The organism is uncultured Microbulbifer sp. (assembly GCF_947498635.1).
In the GTDB taxonomy this organism is placed as follows: Bacteria; Pseudomonadota; Gammaproteobacteria; order Pseudomonadales; family Cellvibrionaceae; genus Microbulbifer; species Microbulbifer echini.
This window is the reverse complement of sequence record NZ_CANMKV010000013.1, coordinates 45,474-67,556: the sequence shown is the minus strand read 5'-3', so window position 1 is coordinate 67,556 and position 22,083 is coordinate 45,474. Positions and strand designations below refer to the sequence as shown.

The window sequence follows — 22,083 nt, the reverse complement described above, 5'->3', positions numbered from 1 at the left end:
TTACCGTATTTTGAGAACACCTTCATGAAACTTCGCCGCCAACTTCTGCTGGTGAGCCTTGTCGCTCTGGCCCTGCCCTGGGCCGGTTGCCAATACCTGCGCCAGGTAGATGCAGCGCTTGCCCAGGGACAACTGCAAGCATTGGAAGCCACCGCAGCCGCTATTGCCGCACGCCTCGCCAGCGCGCCCCAGCTGATCGCCCCAGACCCTATGCGCCACTCTCGCCCACCGGGAAGCCAGCTGTACCTAAACCCTCTCCCCCACTCCCCGGTGGTGGATGGCTACGGGGATGATTGGCGCCCATGGGCGTTGAAACCCCGGGAACTTCTCAATGAGCAACTCACGCCCCAGGCCCAGGTCACACTCGGCCAGTTTACAGACCAGGTATATCTGCTGCTAACCGTGCGCGATAAGACGCCCGCCTACCGGGACCCTCGCACTAAACTGCTCGCGGGTGGCGATACGGTTGAAATCTTTACCAGCGGACGCAATTACCTGCTGCCAGTGGCGAGCCAGGGGCCCGCCGACGCGCTGTGGCACAACCCCCGTGAAGGGCGTTACCAGCGCGAACTGCGCCTGCGAGGGCGCTGGACCACCTCCCACGAGGGCTATCAGCTGGAACTCGCCCTCCCCTACGCACTGACCAACGGTGCCCTTTCCATTCGCGTCCAGGACCGCACCAGCAGCGCAGGCACCCCACCAGTACACAGTGCCGGCACTCTCCCGGCCGATGGACAGCCTGGGCGCCTGGTAGCCCCCCTAAAGGACCTCCAAGCGGAACTCGACCATTTCGCCCAACCCGGCCTGCGCCTGGTGGTCGTGGACAGCGAGGGCTTCCTGCTCGCCAGCACTGGTCAACCGCAGATAATGCCCCCGGCCGAAGACGAGCCCCGACCGTGGCTGCGCAGCTGGGTCTACCGTAAACTTCTCTCTAGGGAGGCATTAACAGAATTACCCAAAAATGCGCTACCCCTCACCAGTGATATTGGCCGCGATCGCGCAGGGCAGTGGTTTAGCGGGCCACTCCTGTCCCGTATCGGCGCGGTCAGTGTGCCGGTAATCACACGCGCCGACGAAGTTATCGAAAGGCCGCTGCTGGGCCGGGTGCTGGTTCTTCAATCCGCAGAAGCTATGCAATCGGTCACTGAAGGCGCCGCACATCGGTTGTGGCTAATCAGCTGCGCGGCAGCGGCAACTGCGCTGCTGCTCTTGCTCGGCTATGCCAGCTGGCTATCGTGGCGCATTCGCAAACTGCATCGCGCCGCACGCAATGCCGTAGACAGCAGCGGCAAACTGCGCGGTAACTTTCCCCAATCCACCGCCGCAGATGAGCTGGGCGCCCTCAACCGCGCCTTTGCCAGCCTGCTGGGGGAGCTGGATCAGTACCACCAGTACCTGCGCACCCTCGCCAGCAAGTTGTCCCACGAACTGCGGACCCCTCTCGCGGTGATGCGCTCCTCCCTAGACAACCTCTCTGCCGGTGAGCTGGATGAAGCCACCCGCCGTTATACGGAGCGCGCCATGGACGGCGGTGCACGCCTGTCCGGAATTCTTAATAGCCTCGCCGCAGCCAGCAATCTCGAAGCCAGTATTCACCAGGCCGAGCGCGAATCCTTTGACCTCGCCGACCTCCTCGATGTCATGGTGCAGTGCTACAGCGATGCACACCCCCACCACCGCTTCCGATTGGACAAGCCCGACGGCGAGCTCCCCTGCCTCGGGGCTCCGGAACTACTGGCACAACTTTTAGATAAACTGGTAGACAACGCCTGCAGCTTCGCCCCGGAGGACAGCGAAATTCGCCTTACAGCCCGTATCGAGGGCGGTGACTACCTGATCAGCGTGAGTAACGAGGGCCCGCTTCTGCCGAGCAACTACGCCCACAAACTGTTCGACTCGCTCGTTTCTGTACGCAAGGACGGCGATAACGCCGGACACCTTGGCCTGGGCCTACATATCGCCAAGCTGATCGCGGATTTCCACAGGGGTCGCCTGAAGGCCTGCAACCGCGCAGATAACAGCGGTGTAGAGTTCACTTTGCAGCTACCAAACCAGTAACCGCCCACTCGGTTTGAGGCCCAAAGCACTGGGCATCCCCGCAGATGGTTGACAAACAACCAGCTGTGCGGATAATGTCGCGTCCCGATCGGGCCCCAGGGCCTGTTAGTTACAGATTTACAGATTCCAGACAGGAGCAACCGGTGGCCAACTCACCTCAAGCGAAGAAACGCGCGCGCCAGAACGACAAGCGCCGCATGCATAACGCCAGTCTGCGCTCCATGGTGCGCACCTACATCAAGAAGGTAGTTGCGGCCATCGATGCAGGCGATGCTGAAAAAGCAAAAACTGCATACGCAGAAGCGGTACCCGTTATCGACCGCATGGCAGACAAAGGCATTATTCACAAGAATAAAGCCGCTCGTCATAAGAGCCGCCTGAACGCTCAGGTTAAAGCTCTGGCCGCCTAATCTCTTAGGCAAGCAGACACAAAAAAAGCCCCGCCATGCGGGGCTTTTTTTGTGTCTGCGATATGGACATGAACTCTAGAGCAAGATGAGGTTATCCCGGTGGATCAACTCATCATCATCGCGGTAACCAAGCAAATCAATAAAGCGCTCCGATGACTGACCGAGAATCCTTGCGCTTTCACTACTGTCATAGTTCACCAGACCACGGGCGATCTCCCGCCCCGCGCCATTGCGACAAGAAACTAAGTCTCCCCGGCGAAAACGCCCATCCACCGCCCTCACCCCTACCGATAACAGACTTTTACCTCCATCACGCAGAGCCAGCTCCGCGCCATCGTCAAGAATAAGGCTACCGCGCACCTGCAACTGCCCAGCTAACCAGCGCTTGCGTGCTGCGAGAGGGTCCGCCTCGGGTAGCAGCAAAGTGCCAAGAGGCTCCCCCCGCCACACTCGCGTTATTACCCTCTCCCTAGCGCCACCGGCAATCAGGGTACAGGCTCCGGAGCGCGCCGCCAGTTGCGCTGCGCGTACTTTGGTGATCATACCGCCCCGCCCGAGCCCACTACGGGAATCCCCCGCCACCTCCAGTAATTTAGGGTCCAAAGCGGAAGCTTCGGAGATCAGCTCCGCATCGGGGTTATCGCGGGGGTCCTCACTAAAGAGCCCATCGGCATCGGTCAAAATAAGTAGAGCGTCCGCCCCCACAAGATTGGCCACCAATGCTGCCAGGGTGTCGTTATCCCCAAAGCGAATCTCATCAGTGACAACCGTATCGTTTTCGTTAACGATCGGTATGGCACCCAGGGAGAGCAGGGTCCGCAATGTACTGCGCGCATTGAGATAGCGAGTTCGATTGGAGAGATCGTCGTGGTCAAGTAGGATCTGCGCACTGCGAATATCAAATCGACCGAAGGCCTGCTCATAGACCTGCACCAGGTGGCTCTGCCCCACAGCGGCGGCGGCCTGCAGCTGGTGAATAGACTCCGGTCTGCGACTCCACCCCAGACGATCCATACCCGCAGCGACAGCGCCAGAGGAAACCAATACCACCTCTATGCCACGCTGGCGCAGTTCGGCAATCTGTTCGACCCAGCCAGATATGGCCGCACCGTTAACACCGCGACCATTATCAGTGAGCAAAGCACTGCCAATCTTAACTACCCAGCGCCGACCTTTCGCAAGCCCTTCGCGGGACACCGATATGGAGCCCATACTCCCCCCCCTGGACATTGGCCCCTTGGGACCTGGTCAAATCATTATTTATTGCCGATAAAGCCCTGGGAGCCGACTAAAATTCAGCGCGGCGGCACAGGTATGCCGCCGGCAGGGAAGTGACTCAGGAACGGTACTCGATATCGACATCGTGGTCGTCATCGTCCCAATCTTCATCATCATCCACAAGTCCTTTAGCGGCCTTGCGCTTGGCTCGATGACTTTCGCGCAATCCCTCAATCCGCTCGCGGGCCTCACGCTGCATCTGGCGCTGCGCCTCCAGCTCCGCCTCGGCGAGCTCGGGGTCCCGTGCTTCCCGCTGCTGGCGCTCTTCCAGGTAATCCATCAAGCGGCCACTGAGTACATCGGTGCCCTCGCCGCGAATCGCCGCCACGCGAAATACCGGCCCCTTCCAGCCCAGCGCATCCACAACAGACCGGCAGCGCTCTTCCAGCTCTGCAGCGGGCACCAGGTCAGTTTTGTTCAGCACCAACCAGCGCTCACGCCCGGCCAGAGTATCGCTAAAGGTAGCCAGTTCGCGCTCGATGGCGCGGGCATTTTCCACCGGGTCTGAGCCATCGAAAGGCGCCAGATCTACCAGGTGCAAAAGAACTCGACAACGGGTCAAGTGCTTGAGAAAACGAATACCTAAGCCGGCGCCCTCGGCAGCCCCCTCAATCAACCCAGGAATATCAGCGACCACAAAACTGCGATGCCTCTGCACCTGCACCACTCCCAGATTGGGCACCAGAGTTGTGAAGGGGTAGTTGGCCACCTTAGGCTTGGCCGCGGATACCGCTCGTATAAAGGTGGATTTACCCGCATTGGGCAACCCCAGCATACCGACATCCGCAAGCACCTTCAGCTCCAGCTTCAGGTTGCGCAGATCTCCCTCAGTGCCATGGGTAGTCTGACGCGGAGCCCGATTGGTACTGGATTTAAAGCGGGTATTACCCAGCCCGTGGAAACCACCCTGAGCCACTAGCAGGCGCTCTCCAGCCTCCGTCATATCACCGATAGACTCACCGGTATCTGCATCGATTACCGTCGTGCCCACCGGCACTTTCAACACCAGGTCCTCCCCTTTTGCCCCAGTACAATTTCGCCCGCGTCCAGCCTGACCACTCTCGGCTGCATAGCGGGGCTGGTAGCGGTAATCCACCAGGGTATTCAGGGCATCATCGGCTTCCAAGTAAACAGAACCGCCATCGCCGCCATCGCCACCATCTGGGCCGCCCCTCTCAACAAACTTTTCCCGGCGAAAGCTCAGGCAGCCGTTACCGCCCTTACCTGCCTGCACAGAGATGGGCGCCTCATCGACAAACTTCATAATTACTCCACCGCCACAGCGGTTGTCTCAACCGGTACGCAAACTCGCGTACCCTTATCATCATACCAGCCGACAAGCCGCCCCTCGCAGGCACCTGTCACCCCAACTCCACGCCGCCATAAAACCGCGACTTTTCCAACAAAAAAGCCCCGCAATAGCGGGGCTTTTTATGAAGCTTGGGCTAATGACCGCTTAAGCAGTTTCGATAGAAACGAACTTGCGGTTGTTGGGGCCCTTCACTTCGAACTTCACAACGCCGTCCGCCGTGGCGAACAGGGTGTGATCTTTGCCCATACCAACGTTAACACCGGCGTGGAACTTAGTGCCACGCTGACGAACGATGATGTTGCCTGCTGCTACAGACTGGCCGCCAAAGCGCTTAACGCCCAGGCGTTTACTCTCGGAATCGCGACCATTTCGCGTACTACCGCCAGCTTTCTTATGTGCCATGAGTCGTTACTCCTCTCTTATGCCTTGATGCCAGTGATTTTAACTTCGGTGTACCACTGACGGTGGCCCTGGCGCTTCATGGAGTGCTTACGACGACGGAACTTGATGATTCTCACCTTCTCGCCGCGGCCGTGGCTAACCACTTCAGCAGATATTTTAGCGCCGTCTACAACGGGAGCGCCGATGTTAATTTTGTCGCCATCAACGACCATCAGCACTTTATCGAAATCGATGGTTTCGCCAGTAGCTACTTCCAGCTTTTCCAGGCGAAGTACTTCGCCCTCTTCTACACGGTGTTGCTTGCCACCGCTCTCAAAAACAGCGTACATATTTCTATGCTCCGGTATGGACGACACGAAGCAGCGGCCGGACTATTTAGTCACCATTCCGCATTTTGGGAGCTTGCGCCGTGTTGTTAAACATCTATTCGCCGGTGGCGCCGCTGACTGTAAAGCCACGGAGCCCGCAATCGACGGGGCGCAGATTCTAATCAATTCGCCGGGTTGATACAATAGCAGCCCTCCGCCGCCCGACCCCTCGGGGGGCGCCTGTCTAGTCGTATAAGGAACTCTCACATGCTGCCTTTTCACCGGGTCGCCGCCGAAGATTTTGCCGCGGTCAACCAGCGTATTCTCGACCAACTGCACTCGGACGTGCCCCTGGTGGAAAATATAGGCCACTACCTGGTTGAAGCTGGGGGCAAGCGCCTGCGCCCACTACTGGTGCTACTGTGCGCCCGCGCCTGCGGTTACCAGGGCGATCAACACCTAGATCTGGCCACCATCATTGAGTTTATCCACACGGCCACTTTGCTTCACGATGACGTGGTGGATACATCCGATATGCGCCGCGGCCGCCTCACCGCCAATGCCAAATGGGGCAATGCACCCAGCGTACTGGTCGGGGATTTCCTCTATTCCCGCGCCTTCCAGATGATGGTTGCCCTACAGGATATGCGGATCATGGCACTGCTGTCCGATACCACCAATACGATTGCCGAGGGCGAGGTGCAACAGCTCGTCAATGCCGGCGACCCTGCGGTAAGCGAGGATAACTACTTCACCGTTATCCACAAAAAGACCGGTGCCCTGTTTGAGGCCGCCTGCGAAACCGCCGCCGTTTTAGCCGACTGCTGCGAGAAGGAACAAACCGCATTGAAACTCTATGGCCGCCATCTGGGGCTGGCATTCCAGTTGGTAGATGATGCCTTGGATTACCGCGGCAACTCGGAAGAACTGGGCAAGAACGTCGGTGATGACCTGGCGGAGGGCAAACCTACCCTACCCCTGATCTATACCATGGCCAATGGTAGTAATGCCCAGGCGACCCTGGTGAGAGAAGCGATCGAACAACGCAACGCCGAAAAACTGGCGGAAATTGTCGAGGCCATTGAGGCTTGCGGAGCACTGGATTACACCATGGAACGCGCCCGGACGGCTGTGGATGAGGCCAAGGCCCAGTTGCAGTTTCTGCCTGAAGGCGAGCAGAAAACAGCCTTACAACAGCTGGCCAGCTTTGCTATCGAGAGAAGTGTCTAATTGATCCCGGTCGACGCCACAGGTTTAAACTGAGCCAAATCCTCAATAAAAGGCCCCGCCAGGCGGGGCTTTTTATTTCGAGGCATCGACCGCTCAAAAGCTGCTGTGAGACCGGCCGTGGCTTATGAGCGGATTAGCCCTAACAACTCTTCCGTCTTCTCGCGCATCAAGGCTTCGTCCCCGCGGGACTCCACATTGAGGCGTACTACGGGCTCAGTATTGGACATACGTAAATTAAAGCGCCAGTCTGCATAGGCCACACTCAAGCCATCCACATGCTCGACGCTCAGCGCATCCCCAGCATATTTTTCTTCCGCGGCTTTCAACAGCGCCGCCGCATCCTGTACTTTGGAGTTGATTTCGCCTGAACAAGGAAAAGCGGCCATACGCTCTCCCACCAGCTGAGACAAGGGCTTCCCGCTGCGGCTAACTAATTCGGCAACCAATAACCAGGGGATCATACCGCTATCGCAGTAGGCAAAATCACGGAAGTAGTGATGCGCACTCATTTCGCCACCGTAAATGGCGTCCTCTTTGCGCATACGCTCCTTAATGAAGGCATGACCGGTCTTACTTTGCACCGGCTCGCCCCCCGCCGCACGCACAATATCCTCTGTATTCCACAGCAGCCGCGGGTCGTGGACCACCTTGGCGCCTGGATTCTTCAGCAGGAAGGCCTCAGCAAGCAGGCCGACAACATAGTAGCCTTCGATAAAATCGCCATTTTCATCGAAAAAGAAGCAGCGATCGAAATCGCCATCCCAGGCAATACCAAAATCGGCGCCACTCTCCCGTACCGCCTCTGTCGTTGGGGTGCGGTTTTCCGGCAGGAGTGGATTGGGAATTCCGTTGGGGAAATTACCATCAGGCTCGTGATGCACCCGCACGAATTCAAACGGCAGATGGGGGGCAAGGACATCGACAAGGGCACCGGCACCGCCATTGCCCGCATTCACTACCAGCTTTAAGGGCTTTAAGGATTTGTTATTGATGTAGCCAAGCAGATGCTGAACAAAAGCAGCTCTGTGCTCGTAGCGCTGCAAGCTACCGCGCTCTGCTACTGGAGCAAAGCGGTTCTCTTCCGCCAGACGTTTAATATCTAGCAGGCCGGTATCACCGCTAATCGGGCTACTACCGGCGCGAACGAATTTCATGCCGTTGTAATCCATTGGGTTGTGGCTGGCAGTCACACAGATACCGCCATCAAAATCCCCATGGAAATTGGCAAAGTACACCTCTTCAGTGCCGCATTCACCAATATGAAATACATCTGCACCCGCATCGCGCAAGCCGTTCACGAGGGCATCCGTCAGCTCACCGCTAGTCAGGCGAATATCATGGCCAACCACCACACGCTGCGCTCCCAGGAATTGCGCGAAGGCGCGCCCCACCCGATAAGCCACATCGGTATTCAGCTCATCGGGCACACGGCCCCGTAGATCATAGGCTTTAAAGCAGGTCAGTTCTGACACTTATTTTTTCTCCTGGGCCGCCTGTTCTGGCAGATACACATTTTCATAGACGTGGTTGGTGGCCTCAATAAACCCCTCCACCGATCCACAATCGAAGCGTCGTCCTTTAAAGGCATAGGCCAGGACACAGCCCTGCCGCGCCTGAGTCAGCAACGCATCGGTAATTTGCACTTCCCCGTTTTTTCCCGGTGGAGTATCGCGAATAAGATCAAAGATATCCGGGGTAAGAATGTAACGACCAATAATCGCCTTGTTGCTCGGCGCATCTTCCGCAGCCGGTTTTTCCACCATGTCAGTTACTTGATAGAGGCCCGGTTTGATTTCATTGCCAGCAATCACCCCAAATTTGTGGATTTGATCCATGGGCACCTCTTCAACGGCAACAATGCTACAGCGAAACTGCTTGTACAGCTGCACCATCTGCCCAAGCACACCCAGGTCTTCATTCAGGCACAGGTCGTCCGCCAACACCACAGCAAATGGCTCATCCCCCACCAGACGGCGCCCCTGCAATATGGCATCGCCCAGGCCGCGCATCTCACCCTGGCGGGTATAGGAAAAACTGGCGCTGTCGATCACTTGCCGAACGGAATCCAGATAACGCTCTTTGCCGGTCCCGGCAATCTGGTGTTCGAGCTCGTAGTTGGTGTCGAAGTGATCCTCGATGGCACGCTTGCCGCGGCCGGTAACGAAGCCTATTTCGCTCAGGCCCGCCTCAATGGCCTCTTCCACGCCATATTGCACCAGCGGTTTGTTCACCAACGGCAACATTTCTTTCGGCATCGCCTTAGTCGCTGGCAGGAAACGGGTGCCGTATCCAGCAACCGGGAATAAACATTTCTTGAGCATTACGCCCCCCATAATTTCGAAACAAGCGCTCCCCCGCGCTCGGCGGGAATCTAACATAGCTAAAAAAGAGGCTCACTTACAAAGGATGACGTCAAATTCGTCCAGAGTGTCAGCGCTCGACACAATTGATCATATAAGATGTTGTGAAGGTAATTACTACGACAGTCACAAAAATAATTTTGCCTGACTGGACAAGCGACACACAGCCCTTAGAATGCCCGCTCTTACAAAAACGCTCAACATGAGTTGCGTAACCACCCAAAACCGGGGAAAAGATGAGTAATTTTGTTCAAAAAAGTAGCTACAACAGAGAGGAGCTACTGACCTGCTCCACTGGTGAGATGTTTGGTCCGGGTAATGCCCAACTACCCGCCCCCAATATGCTGATGCTGGATCGCATCACCCATATCTCGAAAGAGGGTGGCGCTTTTGATAAGGGAGAGGTGATCGCAGAACTGGATATCCAGCCCGACCTCTGGTTTTTCGATTGCCACTTTCCCGGCGACCCGGTAATGCCCGGCTGCCTGGGGCTCGATGCCATGTGGCAGCTGCTAGGCTACTTTCTGGCCTGGAAGGGTAACCCCGGCCACGGCCGCGCGCTCGGCTGTGGCGAGGTAAAATTTACCGGTCAAATACTGCCCACCAGTAAAAAAGTGACCTACCACATCCAGCTGAGCCGTGTTGTCGAGCGCAGACTCGTCATGGGGATCGGCGACGGCACAGTATCTGTGGACGGGCGCGAAATTTACACCGCTAAGGAACTTCGCGTAGGCTTGTTTACCCGTACCGATAATTTCTAACCTTATGAAACCAATACTGGTAGAAACCAAAAAGGCCTCTGCCAACAAGTCATGCTGGAGATCACTATGCGTCGGGTAGTCATTACCGGAATGGGTATCACATCCTGTATCGGAACCAACACAAAAGCCGTCACCGATTCCTTGAGAACAGGTCACAGTGGCATCCGCTTTCAGGAAGAGTACAGGGAGCTAGGCCTACGCAGCCAGATCGCAGGCCCGGTGGATATCGACTTCAAAGAACATATCGATCGCAAGCAACTGCGCTTTATGGGCGACGCCGCCGCCTACGCCTATATCGCCATGCGCGAAGCGATCGAAATGTCCGGTATGGAGGAGAGCGATATCTCCAATCCCCGCACCGGCATTGTGATGGGGTCCGGCGGCACCTCGACCCAACAAATTATTGATGCCGCGCATACCCTCAAAGAAAAAGGTGTTCGCCGCGTCGGCGCCTATCGGGTCCCGCAGGTGATGAACAGCACGGTTTCCGCCTGCCTCGCCACCCCCTTTAAAATCAAAGGCGTGAACTACAGTATTTCTTCCGCCTGTGCCACTAGTGCCCACTGTATCGGCCATGGGGCCGAGTTAATCCAGATGGGTAAACAGGATGTCATCTTTGCCGGCGGCGGTGAAGAACTGGCCTGGAGCCTGACCCACCTATTTGATGCGATGGGCGCACTTTCCAGTAAATACAATGATGAGCCCAGCAAGGCCTCACGCCCTTACGATGCCGATCGCGATGGGTTTGTCATCGCCGGTGGCGGTGGCTGCCTGGTGCTGGAGGAGATGGATCACGCCCTAGCCCGTGGGGCAACCATCTACGCCGAGCTTACCGGTTACGGCGCAACATCCGATGGATACGATATGGTCGCCCCCAGCGGAGAGGGCGCGGTACGCTGTATGCAACAGGCCCTGGCGGGCATGGATGGCAAGGGACTCCAGGGCGGCGTGGACTATATCAATACCCACGGCACCTCGACCCCGGTTGGCGATATCGCCGAACTGAAAGCTATGCGCGAGGTCTTTGCCGGCAAGGTGCCTGCATTTGCCTCCACCAAATCCCTAACTGGGCACTCCCTGGGAGCCGCCGGTGTACAGGAGGCCATCTACAGCCTACTGATGCTACAAAATAACTTTATTGCCGCCTCTGCCAATGTGGATAACCGCGATCCAGCGGCCGAGGGAATGGACCTGGTTACGGAGCTCCGTGAGTGCGAAATTAAACGCGCCATGTCCAACAGCTTTGGATTCGGTGGAACCAATGCCTGCCTGATATTTGACAAGATTTAAAACACGCAGGTGTGATACAAATAAAAAGGGCGCCAATCTGGCGCCCTTTTTATTTAGGTACAAAGAAGACTATTCCTGCCTCTCCGCATCCAGACGTTCCAGCCAGAGCTCGACTTGACGGGTAAGCCCCTGGCGCCAGCTATGCTGCTGGATACCAAAAACATCACGCAACTTGCCACAGGCTAATACTACCCCGCGGTCCCGCTGATCCGGCCCAGTCTCTAGAGCGCTAAACTGTGCAAACCGGCCTTCATCGTACAAAGATTGCGCTCGCTCCACGACTTCCAGAGCAAATTCCACGGCGGTGCAGCTGTCCGAGCTACCGTAGTGATAAACTCCCCGTCCCCCAGCACCGCTGGCCAACTGCTGCGCCACCGCCACAGTGACACGCGCCATGTCCAGGGCGGTAACCGGGTTGCCTTTATTGAGCCCGTCCAGAGCGACCGGCTCGCCCGCCACGAAGCCGCGTAACACCCGCCCCAGCAGGGCGTCGCGGTTGCTATCCACCATCCAACCAAAACGCAAAACAGTCAGGTTTTCAAAGCCAGCCAGGGCCTCCTCGCAGGCCAACCACTGCCGGCCACTGCGTGTCTCCGGTGCCGCCACCTCATCTTCGTCATATCTTCTCGGTTCGCCGCCGGCAAAGACGGCATAGGAGGAGAGGTGAATAATCTGCTGGTAACTTCCCTCAGCCAGCAACTTGGCTACCTGTAGAGACTCCGGCATCCCCTGATCATCGGCACAGGCCGAAGCATTGATAACGATAGAGGCCGAACGCAGCTGGTCGAGCTCATTTGGGCCAAATTGTTGCATGCGAAAACCGGCGCGCTGCAGACGTTTCTGCAGTGCGCCGTCAATCTCATTTCCGGCGCGAATGAGCGCAACCCGATCGGGCTTATACCCGGTATGTAGATCTGACACAGGACTCGCCTGTTTTAGAACGGAATATCGTCGTCAAAGCTGTTATCGAAACCACCGGCAGAGGCCTGATTCGGCTGCTGGGCTGGTTGCTGCGGGGGATTCGGTGCCTGACGCCCCTGGCCCCCCTGTGGATATCCACCTTGTTGGAAACCGCCCTGCTGCTCGTAACCGCCCTGACCTCCAGACTGCCCCATCTGACCACCCATACCAGCGGCGCCCATTGCAGCCCCGCCCATACCCTGGCCAAATCCAGCGCCCTGTTCACCGCGACCGTCGAGCATCTGCATCTCACTGGCTACGATTTCCGTCGTGAAGCGGTCCTGGCCAGAGGTTTTGTCTTGCCATTTACGTGTTCGCAACGAGCCCTCAATGTAGACTTTAGAGCCCTTGCGCAAGTATTCACCGGCAATCTCGGCCAGGCGATTGAAAAACACTACACGGTGCCATTCGGTACGTTCCTGCTGCTGGCCGGTCTGCTTGTCTTTCCAGCTCTCACTGGTGGCCAGACTGACATTGGTTACCGCACCGCCACTAGGCATATATTTGGTTTCCGGATCATTACCCAGATTGCCAATTAGAATTACTTTGTTGATACCCCTGGCCATGGCCCTCTCCTCTCCTCGACCCGGGTCTCCCCGGAGCAATAATCATTCAAAAGTTAATTACGATATAGTTTTACTCGCACCCAAAATGTGCGAATGCGCGGCCGCCATAGCAGCGACCGGTGTATTTTTGTACAGCAGCATACAACAGACATCGGCTGTTAGTAAGCACTACCCTCTCGAGCGCCCGGTGCGCGTTCACGCAGGACCCACCAGAGCAACATCCAAATCATCAGCACCGCAAAACCGAGCCCCGCCACCGCGCTAGCGCCACCGATTCCATACAGGTATCCAGCCAGGCTGCCGCCGACAAAGGTGCCAAAAAACTGCAAAGTGGCGTACAAACCCGAGGCCACACCGCGCGCATCCTCTGGCGCCTTGCGAGTCAGCTGTGCGGGCAACAGTGCTTCCAGTAAATTAAAGCCTGTGAAGAAAACACCTAGCAGCAGCACTACTGCTACAGATCCATTCACCGGCAGCAACGCTGCACTGCCCGCTACCAGGGCTACGCACGCGAGATTCAAAGCGAGCGATACCCTACCCGCACGCTCTGCCATGCGCATCAGTGGCAACATTACGATAAAAGTACCCAGCATCAGTGGGCCATACAGCTTCCAATGTTCATCCGCCGGCCAGTCCAAACGATTAATCAGCACCAGTGGCAAGGCCACAAACAACGCCGTTAACAACAAGTGGGAAAAGAAGGCCCCGGTAACCAAGCGCCAGGTAAGGCCGCTGCGGAGCACCTTGCGGAAACCTCCCCTAAATACCGCCGGGCGCTTTGCCACCTGAGGGGTCGGTACCACCCGCCAAACTAATAGCATACCCAGCAGAGCCAGCGCCGCCGTCAGCCAGAAGATCGCTGGCAGACCGCCGATACCCGCAAGTGCCGGGCCCAGTATGACCGCCAGCATAAAGGCCACGCCGATGGAAGCCCCGATCACCGCCATAGCGATGCCGCGCTTCTCATCCCGAGTAAGGTCTGCCACCAGAGCCATCACTGCCGCAGCAATCGCGCCACACCCCTGCAGAATTCGCCCGACAATCAGGCCGTACACAGAATCGGTCTGCGCAGCGACGATACTGCCGAGAGCAAATAGTGCCAGACCGGTATAGATAACAGGTTTGCGTCCCCAGCGATCGGACAAAAGTCCAAGTGGGATTTGTAACAGGGCCTGACTCAGACCGTAGGCACCCATCGCCAGCCCCAGCAGCATCGGTGTGCTGTCGCGATAATCCTCACCATAAACCGTGAGCACCGGCAGCACCATAAACAGGCCGAGCATACGAAAGACATAAAGGGAAGCCAGGCCACCCAGGGCTCGGCGCTCGATGGAATTCATGCAGCTCCCGGAACAGCGTCAAATTGGGCGCGCATTGTACAGTGAGTGAGCGCCGGGCTGTAGCAGAAGCTGCACAACTTTCGCCGACGGCGCCTAGCCGCGGCCATAGTCGTCATCAAAGCGAACGATATCGTCTTCCCCCAGATAACTCCCAGACTGCACCTCGATAAACTCCAGCGGGATAGTCCCCGGGTTCTCCAAGCGGTGCGTCACACCCAGGGGGATATACGTGGACTGATTTTCTGTAAGCAGAAGCTCCTCATCACCACGAGTGACCCTTGCGGTGCCACTCACCACTATCCAGTGCTCGGCGCGATGATGATGCATCTGCAGTGAAAGCTGCTGCCCCGGCTTGACCACGATACGCTTGACCTGAAAGCGCGGCCCGGCGTCAATAGAATCGTAGTAACCCCAGGGCCTGTACACCTTGCGGTGCCTCTGGGCCTCGGTGCGGCCGGAGCGTTTGAGACTACCCACCAGTTTCTTTACCTCCTGCACCCGCTGCTTATCGGCGATCAGCAGGGCATCGTCGGTGTCCACCACCACCAGATCCCGCACCCCCAACAAGCTGACCAAGCGACTCTCCGCGCGCACCAGGCAGTCATTACTGTCTTCCAGCAGCACATCCCCCTGTAGCAGGTTGTTATCGGCATCCCGCTCGGCCAGCTCCCAGAGCCCCAACCAGGAGCCCACATCGCTCCAGCCCGCATCCATAGAGACCACTGCGGCCGACTCCGTAGGTTCCATTACGGCATAATCCACCGACTCATCCGCACAGGCGGCAAAAGCCGTTTTATCCACCCGGGTAAAATCCAGGTCCCGCGCCGATCGCTCATAGGCATTTCGGCAGGCACTGAGAATATCTTCGCGATGTTGCCCCAACTCTTCCAGATAGCGGGAAGCTCGGAACAGAAACATGCCGCTATTCCAGGAATACTCACCGCGAGCCAGATAGGACTCCGCAGTGTTGGCATCCGGCTTCTCAACAAACTCCGCTACTTTCCAGGCATCAGCGGATAGCGCCTCACCACGGCGAATATAGCCGTAGCCGATCTCGGCCCGCGTCGGCACAATACCGAAGGTCACCAAATGCCCCTGCTCCGCCAAAGTTCGAGCAGGCTTTACCGCCTGCTGAAAAGCCGCAACATCTGCCACCGTATGATCGGCCGGCAGCACCAGCAAAAGTGGATCTTCACCAGATTCCAGTGCCGCCAGAGCAGCCAGAGCGATAGCCGGTGCCGTATTGCGCGCGCAGGGTTCCAGCAGGATGGATTGAGCCCCGTGACCGATTTCGCGCAGCTGCTCCGCGGCGGCAAAGCGATGCTCCTCATTGCACACTAAAATCGGAGCCTGTAGCTGTGTCACTCCCTCTAGCCGCCTTGCGGTGGCTTGCAGCATAGTTTCATCACCAGTCAGCGGCAAAAACTGCTTTGGGTAGGCTTCACGGGACAGTGGCCACAGGCGCGAACCTGTGCCACCGCAAAGAATTACAGGAATCATCGGTATTATCTGTTCATCGGTTGGTTTTTTGCGGTAGGCGATTTTGGCACATTGGGTCGCGAGTTTATACTTGCCTGTTTTTCCGGCACCGCAGTTGTGATCGCCCCGCGCGGAGCAAGTCCGAGACCCGGCCCAGTATTAACAGCAATATAGGTAGAGCGTGGACACGATTTATGTAAGGGGTGCCCGCACCCACAACTTGAAAAATATCGATCTAGACATCCCGCGCGACAAGTTGATCGTGATTACCGGACTGTCTGGTTCCGGAAAATCTTCCCTGGCCTTTGATACCCTCTATGCCGAGGGCCAACGCCGCTATGTGGAATCCCTCTCCACCTATGCCCGCCAGTTTCTGTCGATGATGGAAAAGCCGGATGTGGATACCGTAGAGGGGCTGTCGCCGGCGATCTCTATCGAACAGAAATCCACCTCTCACAATCCACGCTCCACAGTGGGCACTATTACCGAGATATACGACTACCTCAGACTGCTGTTCGCCCGCGTCGGCGAGCCCCGTTGTCCAGAGCACGATGAGCCGCTGCAAGCCCAGACCGTAAGCCAGATGGTGGATCAGGTACTGGCCCTACCGGAGGGCTCCAAACTGATGCTGCTGGCACCGGTGGTTCGAGACCGCAAAGGTGAACACCAGCATGTGTTCGAACAACTGCGTCGCGATGGCTTTGTGCGTGCACGTATTGATGGGGTTATCTGCGATCTGGACGACACCCCCAAGCTGGACAAACGCCGCAAACACTCTGTGGAGGTGGTCGTTGATCGCTTCAAAGTGCGCGAGGACTTACAGCTCCGCTTGGCAGAGTCCTTCGAAACTGCCCTGAATCTCACGGACGGTATCGCCGCTATCAGCTTTATGGATGGCGATCAGGAAGAGCGACTCTTCTCCGCCCGCCACGCCTGCCCGGTCTGTGACTATTCGCTGGACGAGCTGGAACCGCGCCTATTCTCTTTCAACAATCCCGCTGGTGCCTGCCCCAGCTGTGACGGACTGGGGGTAAAGCAGTTCTTCGATGAGGACAAGGTGATTCTCGACCCGGAGAGCAGTATCTCTGAGGGCGCCATTCGCGGTTGGGATCGTCGCAATATCTACTACTACCATATGCTTGACTCCCTCGCCGAACACTACGGGTTCGACCTCGACAAGCCGTGGAAAAAGCTGCGCAAAGGACACCGCAAAGTGATCCTGGAAGGCAGCGGCGATGAAGAAATTGACTTCAGTTACGTCAACGACCGCGGCGATGTCACTGTGCGACAACATACTTTCGAAGGCATTATCCCCAACTTCCAACGCCGCTACCGGGATACCGAGTCCCAATCTGTGCGCGAAGAGCTGGCCAAATACCTGAGCTCACAAAAGTGCCCCGAATGCCAAGGCACTCGCCTGCGCCGCGAAGCCCGCCATGTATTTGTGGATAACCGCACCCTCGCACAAATCACCGAGCTGCCGGTGGGCGACGCCTTCAATTATTTCGATCACGAACTGACCTTTAAAGGCGCGCAGAAAGAAATCGCCGATAAAATTCTTAAGGAGCTGCGTGACCGCTTCCGCTTTCTGGTGGATGTGGGCCTCAACTACCTGACCCTAAATCGCAGCGCCGAAACGCTTTCCGGGGGGGAGGCACAGCGTATCCGCCTAGCCAGTCAGATCGGCGCTGGCCTAGTGGGGGTCATGTATATCCTCGATGAACCTTCTATTGGCCTGCACCAACGTGATAATGAGCGCCTACTGAATACCCTCACCCACTTGCGTGATATCGGCAACACTGTAATCGTGGTGGAACATGACGAAGACGCCATTCGCAGCGCCGATTATATTGTCGATATCGGCCCCGGTGCCGGGGTACACGGCGGTGAAGTTGTCGCCGCAGGTACCGCGGATAAAATCGTCAAGTGCAAAAAATCCCTCACCGGCCAGTACCTCTCTGGCAAAAAGAAAATTGCCATACCGGAAGAGCGCTATATTGCCAACCCCGACTATATGCTGCGACTCGAAGGGGCCAGTGGCAATAACTTGCAAAACGTAGACTTGGAAATTCCAGTTGGTCTCTTCACCTGTGTAACTGGCGTTTCCGGCTCCGGCAAGTCCACCCTCATCAACACCACACTCTACCCACTTGCAGCTACAGCACTGAACAAAGCCACCACCCTAAAGGCCTCACCCTACGAAGCTGTGCATGGAATGGAGCACTTTGATAAATGTGTAGATATAGACCAGAGCCCTATCGGGCGCACGCCCCGATCCAACCCTGCCACTTACACCGGTATTTTTACGCCAATTCGCGACCTCTTTGCCGGCACCCAGGAAGCCCGCTCCCGCGGCTATAAACCGGGGCGTTTCAGCTTTAACGTCAAGGGCGGCCGCTGTGAAGCCTGCCAGGGCGACGGCGTGATCAAGGTTGAAATGCACTTCCTACCGGATATCTATGTGCCCTGTGATACCTGCCATGGAAAGCGTTATAACCGCGAGACCTTAGAGGTGCACTACAAAGGCAAGAATATCCATGAAGTACTGGATATGACAGTCGAAGATGCCAGGGAATTTTTCGATCCAGTCCCCACGATTGCCAAGAAACTGCAAACATTAATAGATGTGGGACTCTCGTATATCAAACTGGGCCAAGCGGCCACTACTCTCTCGGGCGGCGAAGCACAACGGGTGAAACTCTCCCGTGAGCTATCCAAACGCGATACCGGGCAAACCTTATATATCCTCGACGAACCCACAACCGGCTTGCACTTTGCCGATATTCAATTATTACTGGACGTTCTGCACCGCCTGCGCGATCACGGGAATACGATTGTTGTTATCGAGCACAATTTAGACGTGATAAAAACCGCAGACTGGATCGTGGACCTAGGTCCTGAAGGCGGTTCTGGTGGCGGGCAAATTATTGCAGCGGGTACACCTGAGGACGTCTCAGATATGGATGTATCCCATACCGGGCGCTTTTTAAAAGCGATGCTTAATTAGTTGAACAAGAAAGGAGGTCGACTTAAAAGCCGGCATCCTTTCTTATCGGTTTGTTTGAGAAAAATTACTGGATAGGTTCGACAAGATATGAGGTTTTTTAATCGCGACCGTTTAAATTTAGTTATCGCTATAAGCGCCATTATGATTTCTCTGGCTTCGTTTTATGCCACTTATTTACAAGCTAGGGCTGCCAACCAGCAGGTCAAAGTAATGACGATGCCAGTCATTCAGTTTAGCCATGGCAACTATGACGAAGAGAGCAATCAAAACAAAATCACCTTTAATTTCCACAACGCTGGGTCCGGACCTGCAATTCTAAAATCCGTTAATTTCAACTACAAAAATACAGATTACTCTAGCACCCATGATTTTCTAAGAGCCTGCTGCCGAGAAGAATATAAAACAATGCTGGACACATTTAATAAAAGGCTTGCCACTCATCACCCGCCCCTTGATGACGGCTTCGAAATTTCAGCGGAAATAAATGAAGTTATTGTTCCCGCACAATCAGAGTATCCTTTCTATTCCTTAAGCCGTGGCACTGCAACTTCTGAACTATGGAAAAAGCTCGACAGAGAGAGATGGAGTCTTTCAATTTCTGCCTGCTTCTGTTCCCCACTGGGAAATTGCTATGAATCAAACTCAAAAAAAATATCTACGGAAGTGGACCACTGCCCCAGCAATCAACAGTTACACAGCAGGTAATTTCTCAGAAATAAAACCGACTTAAATATAAGCAGGATGCTACAGTGAAAATTGATATCAACTGCGATCTGGGTGAAGGTGATGATTTACACAGCTGTCACAAGGACGCCCGAATCATGCCGTTTATATCCCGCTGCAATATAGCTTGCGGTGGTCATGCAGGCTCTCCCGAAATCATGGCCAGATCTATCGAAAATGCACTACTCAACAATTTAAAGATTGGCGCTCACCCCAGCTATCCTGATCGGGACAATTTCGGCCGTAAATCCCTACCTATTTCACAAATGGAATTACTAGACTCCCTCTTCTGGCAAGTAAACCAGCTACATGAGATTGCACGTAAATTCGACACAAAACTGGACCATATCAAACTTCACGGCGCTTTATATAACGATGCCGAAACGAACCGGTATTTGGCGGAGGGGATAATTACCTTACTCTCCAGGGAATATCCTTTACTGAAAATTATCGGACTTGCCAATGGCGCAATGGAAGCTATCGCCACCGAGAAAAATCGTTTATTTTATCGGGAAGGCTTTATAGACCGACAATATTTGAACACGGGGCAACTTGTTCCGCGTTCCCTGCCGGACTCCGTTCTGCACGATATAGATAGCTGCCTGGAGCGGGCAGTCGCACTAGCGAGAGGGAGCAGATTCACAAGCTATCATGGTACTCCCCTTCAGTTTTCAGTCGACACTATTTGCTTGCATGGTGACAATCCAGAAGCAGTCAATATTGCGCAGAGACTAGCTAGTTACCTGCAACTACACGGACTGAGCATACACTCGTGACGCTTTCTCGGCACAAATCTGACCTCCAGAAGCTCGACTTTACTATTACTGCAAATGGGGATTGCGCGCTCGATATTCGCTTTTCTGCAGAGCCGAGTGAAGAACTAAGCCGCTATATCATTGGGCTACGGCAGTATATCCAAAAGCAGGGTCCCAATGACCTTATCGACCTGATCCCCGCCTACCAGTGCCTGACTATTCGTTTCGACCCTTTGGTTCATGAAAGCGAGTGTCTTACACAGTCGCTACAGACACAAATCCAGAAATTTCTCGAAAGCCCCTCAAAATTAGACAGGGATTCATCCATTATTCAAATTCCCGTTTGCTATGAAGAGGGCTTTGCCCCGGATATGCATACGTTAAGCACACATACAGGCCTAACTCCCAAGCAAATAGTCCTGCTACATACAGCCACTTGCTACCTAGTGCATATGCTGGGTTTTTCACCGGGTTTCCTGTACCTGGGTGGGCTGGACCCCAGGCTGCACTGCCCCCGCAAGAAAAAGCCTCGACTACGAATTCCCGTGGGAGCCGTTGGTATCGGTGGTAGCCAAACAGGAATTTACCCACAAGCCACAGCAGGTGGCTGGCAGATTATAGGGCAAACACCTGTCAGGCTATTCCGGCCCAGCAGCAACTCCCCCTTTATTGCAGAGCCTCTCGATATCATAAAATTCTATTCTATCGACAAGTTGGAATTTGAGGCCATTGCGTATCGAGAACAATGTAGAAGCGCCATAGATTCGTCTTTATGAGTATCCACTTTATCCGAGCCGGCTTACAAACCAGCGTCCAAGATACAGGGCGTCCAGGCTTAATGCATTATGGGATTCCCCAAGGAGGTGCCGCCGATTTCCTATCTATGAAAATAGCCAACCTGCTATTGGGCAACCCACTAAATAATCCCGTGCTGGAAATCACCCTGATTGGCCCCAGAATTGAATTCGATGATGATATATCCATAGCCATCACCGGGGCGCGATTCCAAGTTTCCTTAAATAATAAACCCGTCCACAACTTCAAAGTTCTCCAAATAAAACGTGGCGACATACTGGATTTCGAAAAATTGATCAACGGTGCTCGTGCCTATATTGGTTTTTCGGCAAAAATCTGCGTTCCAACAATTTTAAATAGTACTGCAACTCATCTCATTAGCGGATTTGGAGGGCACGGGAATAGCGCCATCGCAAACAATGATAAAATTTCTTTCAAGGCTATTCGAATAGCAGAACCTGCACAGCTCAACCAAGAGTTTCACCTGAATTACCAAGCACGCCCACTATTAAGGGTCGTTGATGGCCCAGAAAAAAACTGGTTTTGCCCAAGTACCGTGGAAAATTTCTACAAGTCTACCTTCCAAATTTCCGCTCAAAGTAATCGTATGGGTATTCGCCTTTTCCCATCGATAACCCCGAGCTCTGGTACTCTCGGTGGGACTTCAAAACACATGATTTCTTCTGGCCTCCAGCCTGGTAGCATCCAAATTCCAAACGATGGCGAACCTATAATTTCATTTATAGAGGGACAAACCATTGGTGGCTACCCTCGAATCGCACATGTAATTCGATCGGACATTCACAGACTGGGCCAACTCAAGGCAGAGGATAAAATTAATTTCCTATTAGTCAGCCAGGAAGGTGCAAGACAGATCCTGAGAGAAAAACAGTATTTCCTCGAAAAACTACAAAAGCAGCTGCCGATGACATACGAGACTCCACTCATCCTCTGAAACCAATACATTTCTGGCAGCAACTCTGTCAGCCGAAAGCCTCAATAAAACTAAAACACTGCAGAAATATCGCCCTTTCTCATACAACACAACG

The 22,083-nt window shown here is 55.1% G+C and carries 20 protein-coding genes; 10 read left to right on the top strand and 10 right to left on the bottom strand.

Annotation, left to right across the window (positions count from 1 at the left end):
• The first annotated feature begins 24 nt into the window (after window positions 1–24).
• Entirely contained in the window at window positions 25–2,058 is a 2,034-nt protein-coding gene (locus tag Q1A69_RS08960; RefSeq protein WP_299584216.1) for an ATP-binding protein, read from the top strand.
• Between the two features lie 143 nt (window positions 2,059–2,201).
• Window positions 2,202–2,468: a 30S ribosomal protein S20 gene (gene rpsT / locus Q1A69_RS08955; protein WP_020411431.1), complete on the top strand. Its 267-nt coding sequence runs from the start codon at window positions 2,202–2,204 to the stop codon at window positions 2,466–2,468.
• 75 nt (window positions 2,469–2,543) lie between these two features.
• Here the strand turns inward: rpsT and proB are convergent, their stop codons facing one another.
• The 4 genes from proB to rplU all read right to left on the bottom strand — a co-directional run bounded on the left by proB (window position 2,544) and on the right by rplU (window position 5,789).
• Window positions 2,544–3,680: a glutamate 5-kinase gene (gene proB / locus Q1A69_RS08950; protein ID WP_299584214.1), complete on the bottom strand. Its 1,137-nt coding sequence runs from the start codon at window positions 3,678–3,680 to the stop codon at window positions 2,544–2,546.
• A gap of 124 nt (window positions 3,681–3,804) precedes the next feature.
• A complete protein-coding gene (cgtA, locus tag Q1A69_RS08945; protein ID WP_299584211.1) occupies window positions 3,805–5,010 on the bottom strand; it encodes an Obg family GTPase CgtA in 1,206 nt (401 codons plus the stop codon).
• A gap of 192 nt (window positions 5,011–5,202) precedes the next feature.
• The gene (gene rpmA, locus Q1A69_RS08940; protein WP_073277572.1) at window positions 5,203–5,460 is read right to left on the bottom strand and encodes a 50S ribosomal protein L27; all 258 of its coding nucleotides are present in this window, start codon (window positions 5,458–5,460) and stop codon (window positions 5,203–5,205) included.
• A gap of 17 nt (window positions 5,461–5,477) precedes the next feature.
• Window positions 5,478–5,789, bottom strand: coding sequence for a 50S ribosomal protein L21 (gene rplU / locus Q1A69_RS08935; RefSeq protein WP_299584208.1), 312 nt, complete (start codon window positions 5,787–5,789; stop codon window positions 5,478–5,480).
• Window positions 5,790–6,035: 246 nt separating this feature from the next.
• On the opposite strand from rplU, the gene ispB reads away from it, so the two are divergent.
• Window positions 6,036–6,998 carry an octaprenyl diphosphate synthase gene (gene ispB, locus Q1A69_RS08930; protein WP_299584205.1) on the top strand — a complete coding sequence of 321 codons (963 nt, stop codon included), beginning with the start codon at window positions 6,036–6,038 and terminating at the stop codon, window positions 6,996–6,998.
• Window positions 6,999–7,120: 122 nt separating this feature from the next.
• On the opposite strand, the gene Q1A69_RS08925 is transcribed toward ispB, so the two are convergent.
• Window positions 7,121–8,470, bottom strand: coding sequence for a phosphomannomutase (locus Q1A69_RS08925; RefSeq protein WP_299584202.1), 1,350 nt, complete (start codon window positions 8,468–8,470; stop codon window positions 7,121–7,123).
• The gene (gene galU / locus Q1A69_RS08920) at window positions 8,471–9,319 is read right to left on the bottom strand and encodes a UTP--glucose-1-phosphate uridylyltransferase GalU (RefSeq protein ID WP_299584199.1); all 849 of its coding nucleotides are present in this window, start codon (window positions 9,317–9,319) and stop codon (window positions 8,471–8,473) included.
• A gap of 275 nt (window positions 9,320–9,594) precedes the next feature.
• Between galU and fabA the strand changes: the two genes are divergently transcribed.
• Both fabA and fabB read left to right on the top strand, forming a co-directional pair.
• The gene (gene fabA, locus Q1A69_RS08915; protein WP_299584196.1) at window positions 9,595–10,119 is read left to right on the top strand and encodes a 3-hydroxyacyl-[acyl-carrier-protein] dehydratase FabA; all 525 of its coding nucleotides are present in this window, start codon (window positions 9,595–9,597) and stop codon (window positions 10,117–10,119) included.
• Window positions 10,120–10,185: 66 nt separating this feature from the next.
• On the top strand, window positions 10,186–11,409 hold the full coding sequence (fabB, locus tag Q1A69_RS08910; protein WP_299584193.1) for a beta-ketoacyl-ACP synthase I: 1,224 nt from the start codon (window positions 10,186–10,188) through the stop codon (window positions 11,407–11,409).
• A gap of 69 nt (window positions 11,410–11,478) precedes the next feature.
• Here the strand turns inward: fabB and Q1A69_RS08905 are convergent, their stop codons facing one another.
• From Q1A69_RS08905 to Q1A69_RS08890, 4 genes are all read right to left on the bottom strand, one after another.
• Complete coding sequence (locus tag Q1A69_RS08905; protein ID WP_299584190.1) at window positions 11,479–12,330, bottom strand: sugar nucleotide-binding protein; 852 nt, start codon at window positions 12,328–12,330, stop codon at window positions 11,479–11,481.
• Window positions 12,331–12,344: 14 nt separating this feature from the next.
• Entirely contained in the window at window positions 12,345–12,935 is a 591-nt protein-coding gene (gene ssb, locus Q1A69_RS08900) for a single-stranded DNA-binding protein (RefSeq protein ID WP_299584186.1), read from the bottom strand.
• Between the two features lie 158 nt (window positions 12,936–13,093).
• A complete protein-coding gene (locus Q1A69_RS08895; RefSeq protein WP_299584183.1) occupies window positions 13,094–14,275 on the bottom strand; it encodes an MFS transporter in 1,182 nt (393 codons plus the stop codon).
• Window positions 14,276–14,368: 93 nt separating this feature from the next.
• Window positions 14,369–15,775, bottom strand: a complete 1,407-nt coding sequence (locus tag Q1A69_RS08890) for a mannose-1-phosphate guanylyltransferase/mannose-6-phosphate isomerase (protein ID WP_299584180.1) — start codon at window positions 15,773–15,775, stop codon at window positions 14,369–14,371.
• Between the two features lie 160 nt (window positions 15,776–15,935).
• Between Q1A69_RS08890 and uvrA the strand changes: the two genes are divergently transcribed.
• The 5 genes from uvrA (at window position 15,936) to Q1A69_RS08865 (ending at window position 21,989) form a co-directional block, all read left to right on the top strand.
• Window positions 15,936–18,761, top strand: a complete 2,826-nt coding sequence (gene uvrA / locus Q1A69_RS08885; RefSeq protein WP_299584178.1) for an excinuclease ABC subunit UvrA — start codon at window positions 15,936–15,938, stop codon at window positions 18,759–18,761.
• Window positions 18,762–18,848: 87 nt separating this feature from the next.
• On the top strand, window positions 18,849–19,466 hold the full coding sequence (locus Q1A69_RS08880) for a hypothetical protein (RefSeq protein WP_299584175.1): 618 nt from the start codon (window positions 18,849–18,851) through the stop codon (window positions 19,464–19,466).
• 44 nt (window positions 19,467–19,510) lie between these two features.
• Window positions 19,511–20,260 (top strand): 5-oxoprolinase subunit PxpA, encoded by a 750-nt coding sequence (gene pxpA, locus Q1A69_RS08875; protein WP_299584172.1) that lies wholly within the window; start codon window positions 19,511–19,513, stop codon window positions 20,258–20,260.
• Window positions 20,257–21,015, top strand: coding sequence for a 5-oxoprolinase subunit PxpB (gene pxpB / locus Q1A69_RS08870; protein WP_299584169.1), 759 nt, complete (start codon window positions 20,257–20,259; stop codon window positions 21,013–21,015). The genes pxpA and pxpB overlap by 4 nt, the downstream gene beginning before the upstream one ends.
• Complete coding sequence (locus Q1A69_RS08865) at window positions 21,012–21,989, top strand: biotin-dependent carboxyltransferase family protein (RefSeq protein WP_299584166.1); 978 nt, start codon at window positions 21,012–21,014, stop codon at window positions 21,987–21,989. Before pxpB ends, Q1A69_RS08865 begins: the two co-directional genes overlap by 4 nt.
• Window positions 21,990–22,083 lie beyond the last annotated feature (94 nt).

Bases quoted from the DNA above. Each gene is read 5' to 3' on its own strand.
- Q1A69_RS08960 (WP_299584216.1), top strand. From the start codon at position 25: ATGAAACTTCGCCGCCAACTTCTGCTGGTGAGCCTTGTCGCTCTGGCC.
- proB (WP_299584214.1), bottom strand. From the start codon at position 3,680: ATGGGCTCCATATCGGTGTCCCGCGAAGGGCTTGCGAAAGGTCGGCGC.
- cgtA (WP_299584211.1), bottom strand. From the start codon at position 5,010: ATGAAGTTTGTCGATGAGGCGCCCATCTCTGTGCAGGCAGGTAAGGGC.
- rpmA (WP_073277572.1), bottom strand. From the start codon at position 5,460: ATGGCACATAAGAAAGCTGGCGGTAGTACGCGAAATGGTCGCGATTCC.
- rplU (WP_299584208.1), bottom strand. From the start codon at position 5,789: ATGTACGCTGTTTTTGAGAGCGGTGGCAAGCAACACCGTGTAGAAGAG.
- ispB (WP_299584205.1), top strand. From the start codon at position 6,036: ATGCTGCCTTTTCACCGGGTCGCCGCCGAAGATTTTGCCGCGGTCAAC.
- galU (WP_299584199.1), bottom strand. From the start codon at position 9,319: ATGCTCAAGAAATGTTTATTCCCGGTTGCTGGATACGGCACCCGTTTC.
- fabA (WP_299584196.1), top strand. From the start codon at position 9,595: ATGAGTAATTTTGTTCAAAAAAGTAGCTACAACAGAGAGGAGCTACTG.
- fabB (WP_299584193.1), top strand. From the start codon at position 10,186: ATGCGTCGGGTAGTCATTACCGGAATGGGTATCACATCCTGTATCGGA.
- ssb (WP_299584186.1), bottom strand. From the start codon at position 12,935: ATGGCCAGGGGTATCAACAAAGTAATTCTAATTGGCAATCTGGGTAAT.
- Q1A69_RS08895 (WP_299584183.1), bottom strand. From the start codon at position 14,275: ATGAATTCCATCGAGCGCCGAGCCCTGGGTGGCCTGGCTTCCCTTTAT.
- Q1A69_RS08890 (WP_299584180.1), bottom strand. From the start codon at position 15,775: ATGATTCCTGTAATTCTTTGCGGTGGCACAGGTTCGCGCCTGTGGCCA.
- Q1A69_RS08880 (WP_299584175.1), top strand. From the start codon at position 18,849: ATGAGGTTTTTTAATCGCGACCGTTTAAATTTAGTTATCGCTATAAGC.
- Q1A69_RS08865 (WP_299584166.1), top strand. From the start codon at position 21,012: ATGAGTATCCACTTTATCCGAGCCGGCTTACAAACCAGCGTCCAAGAT.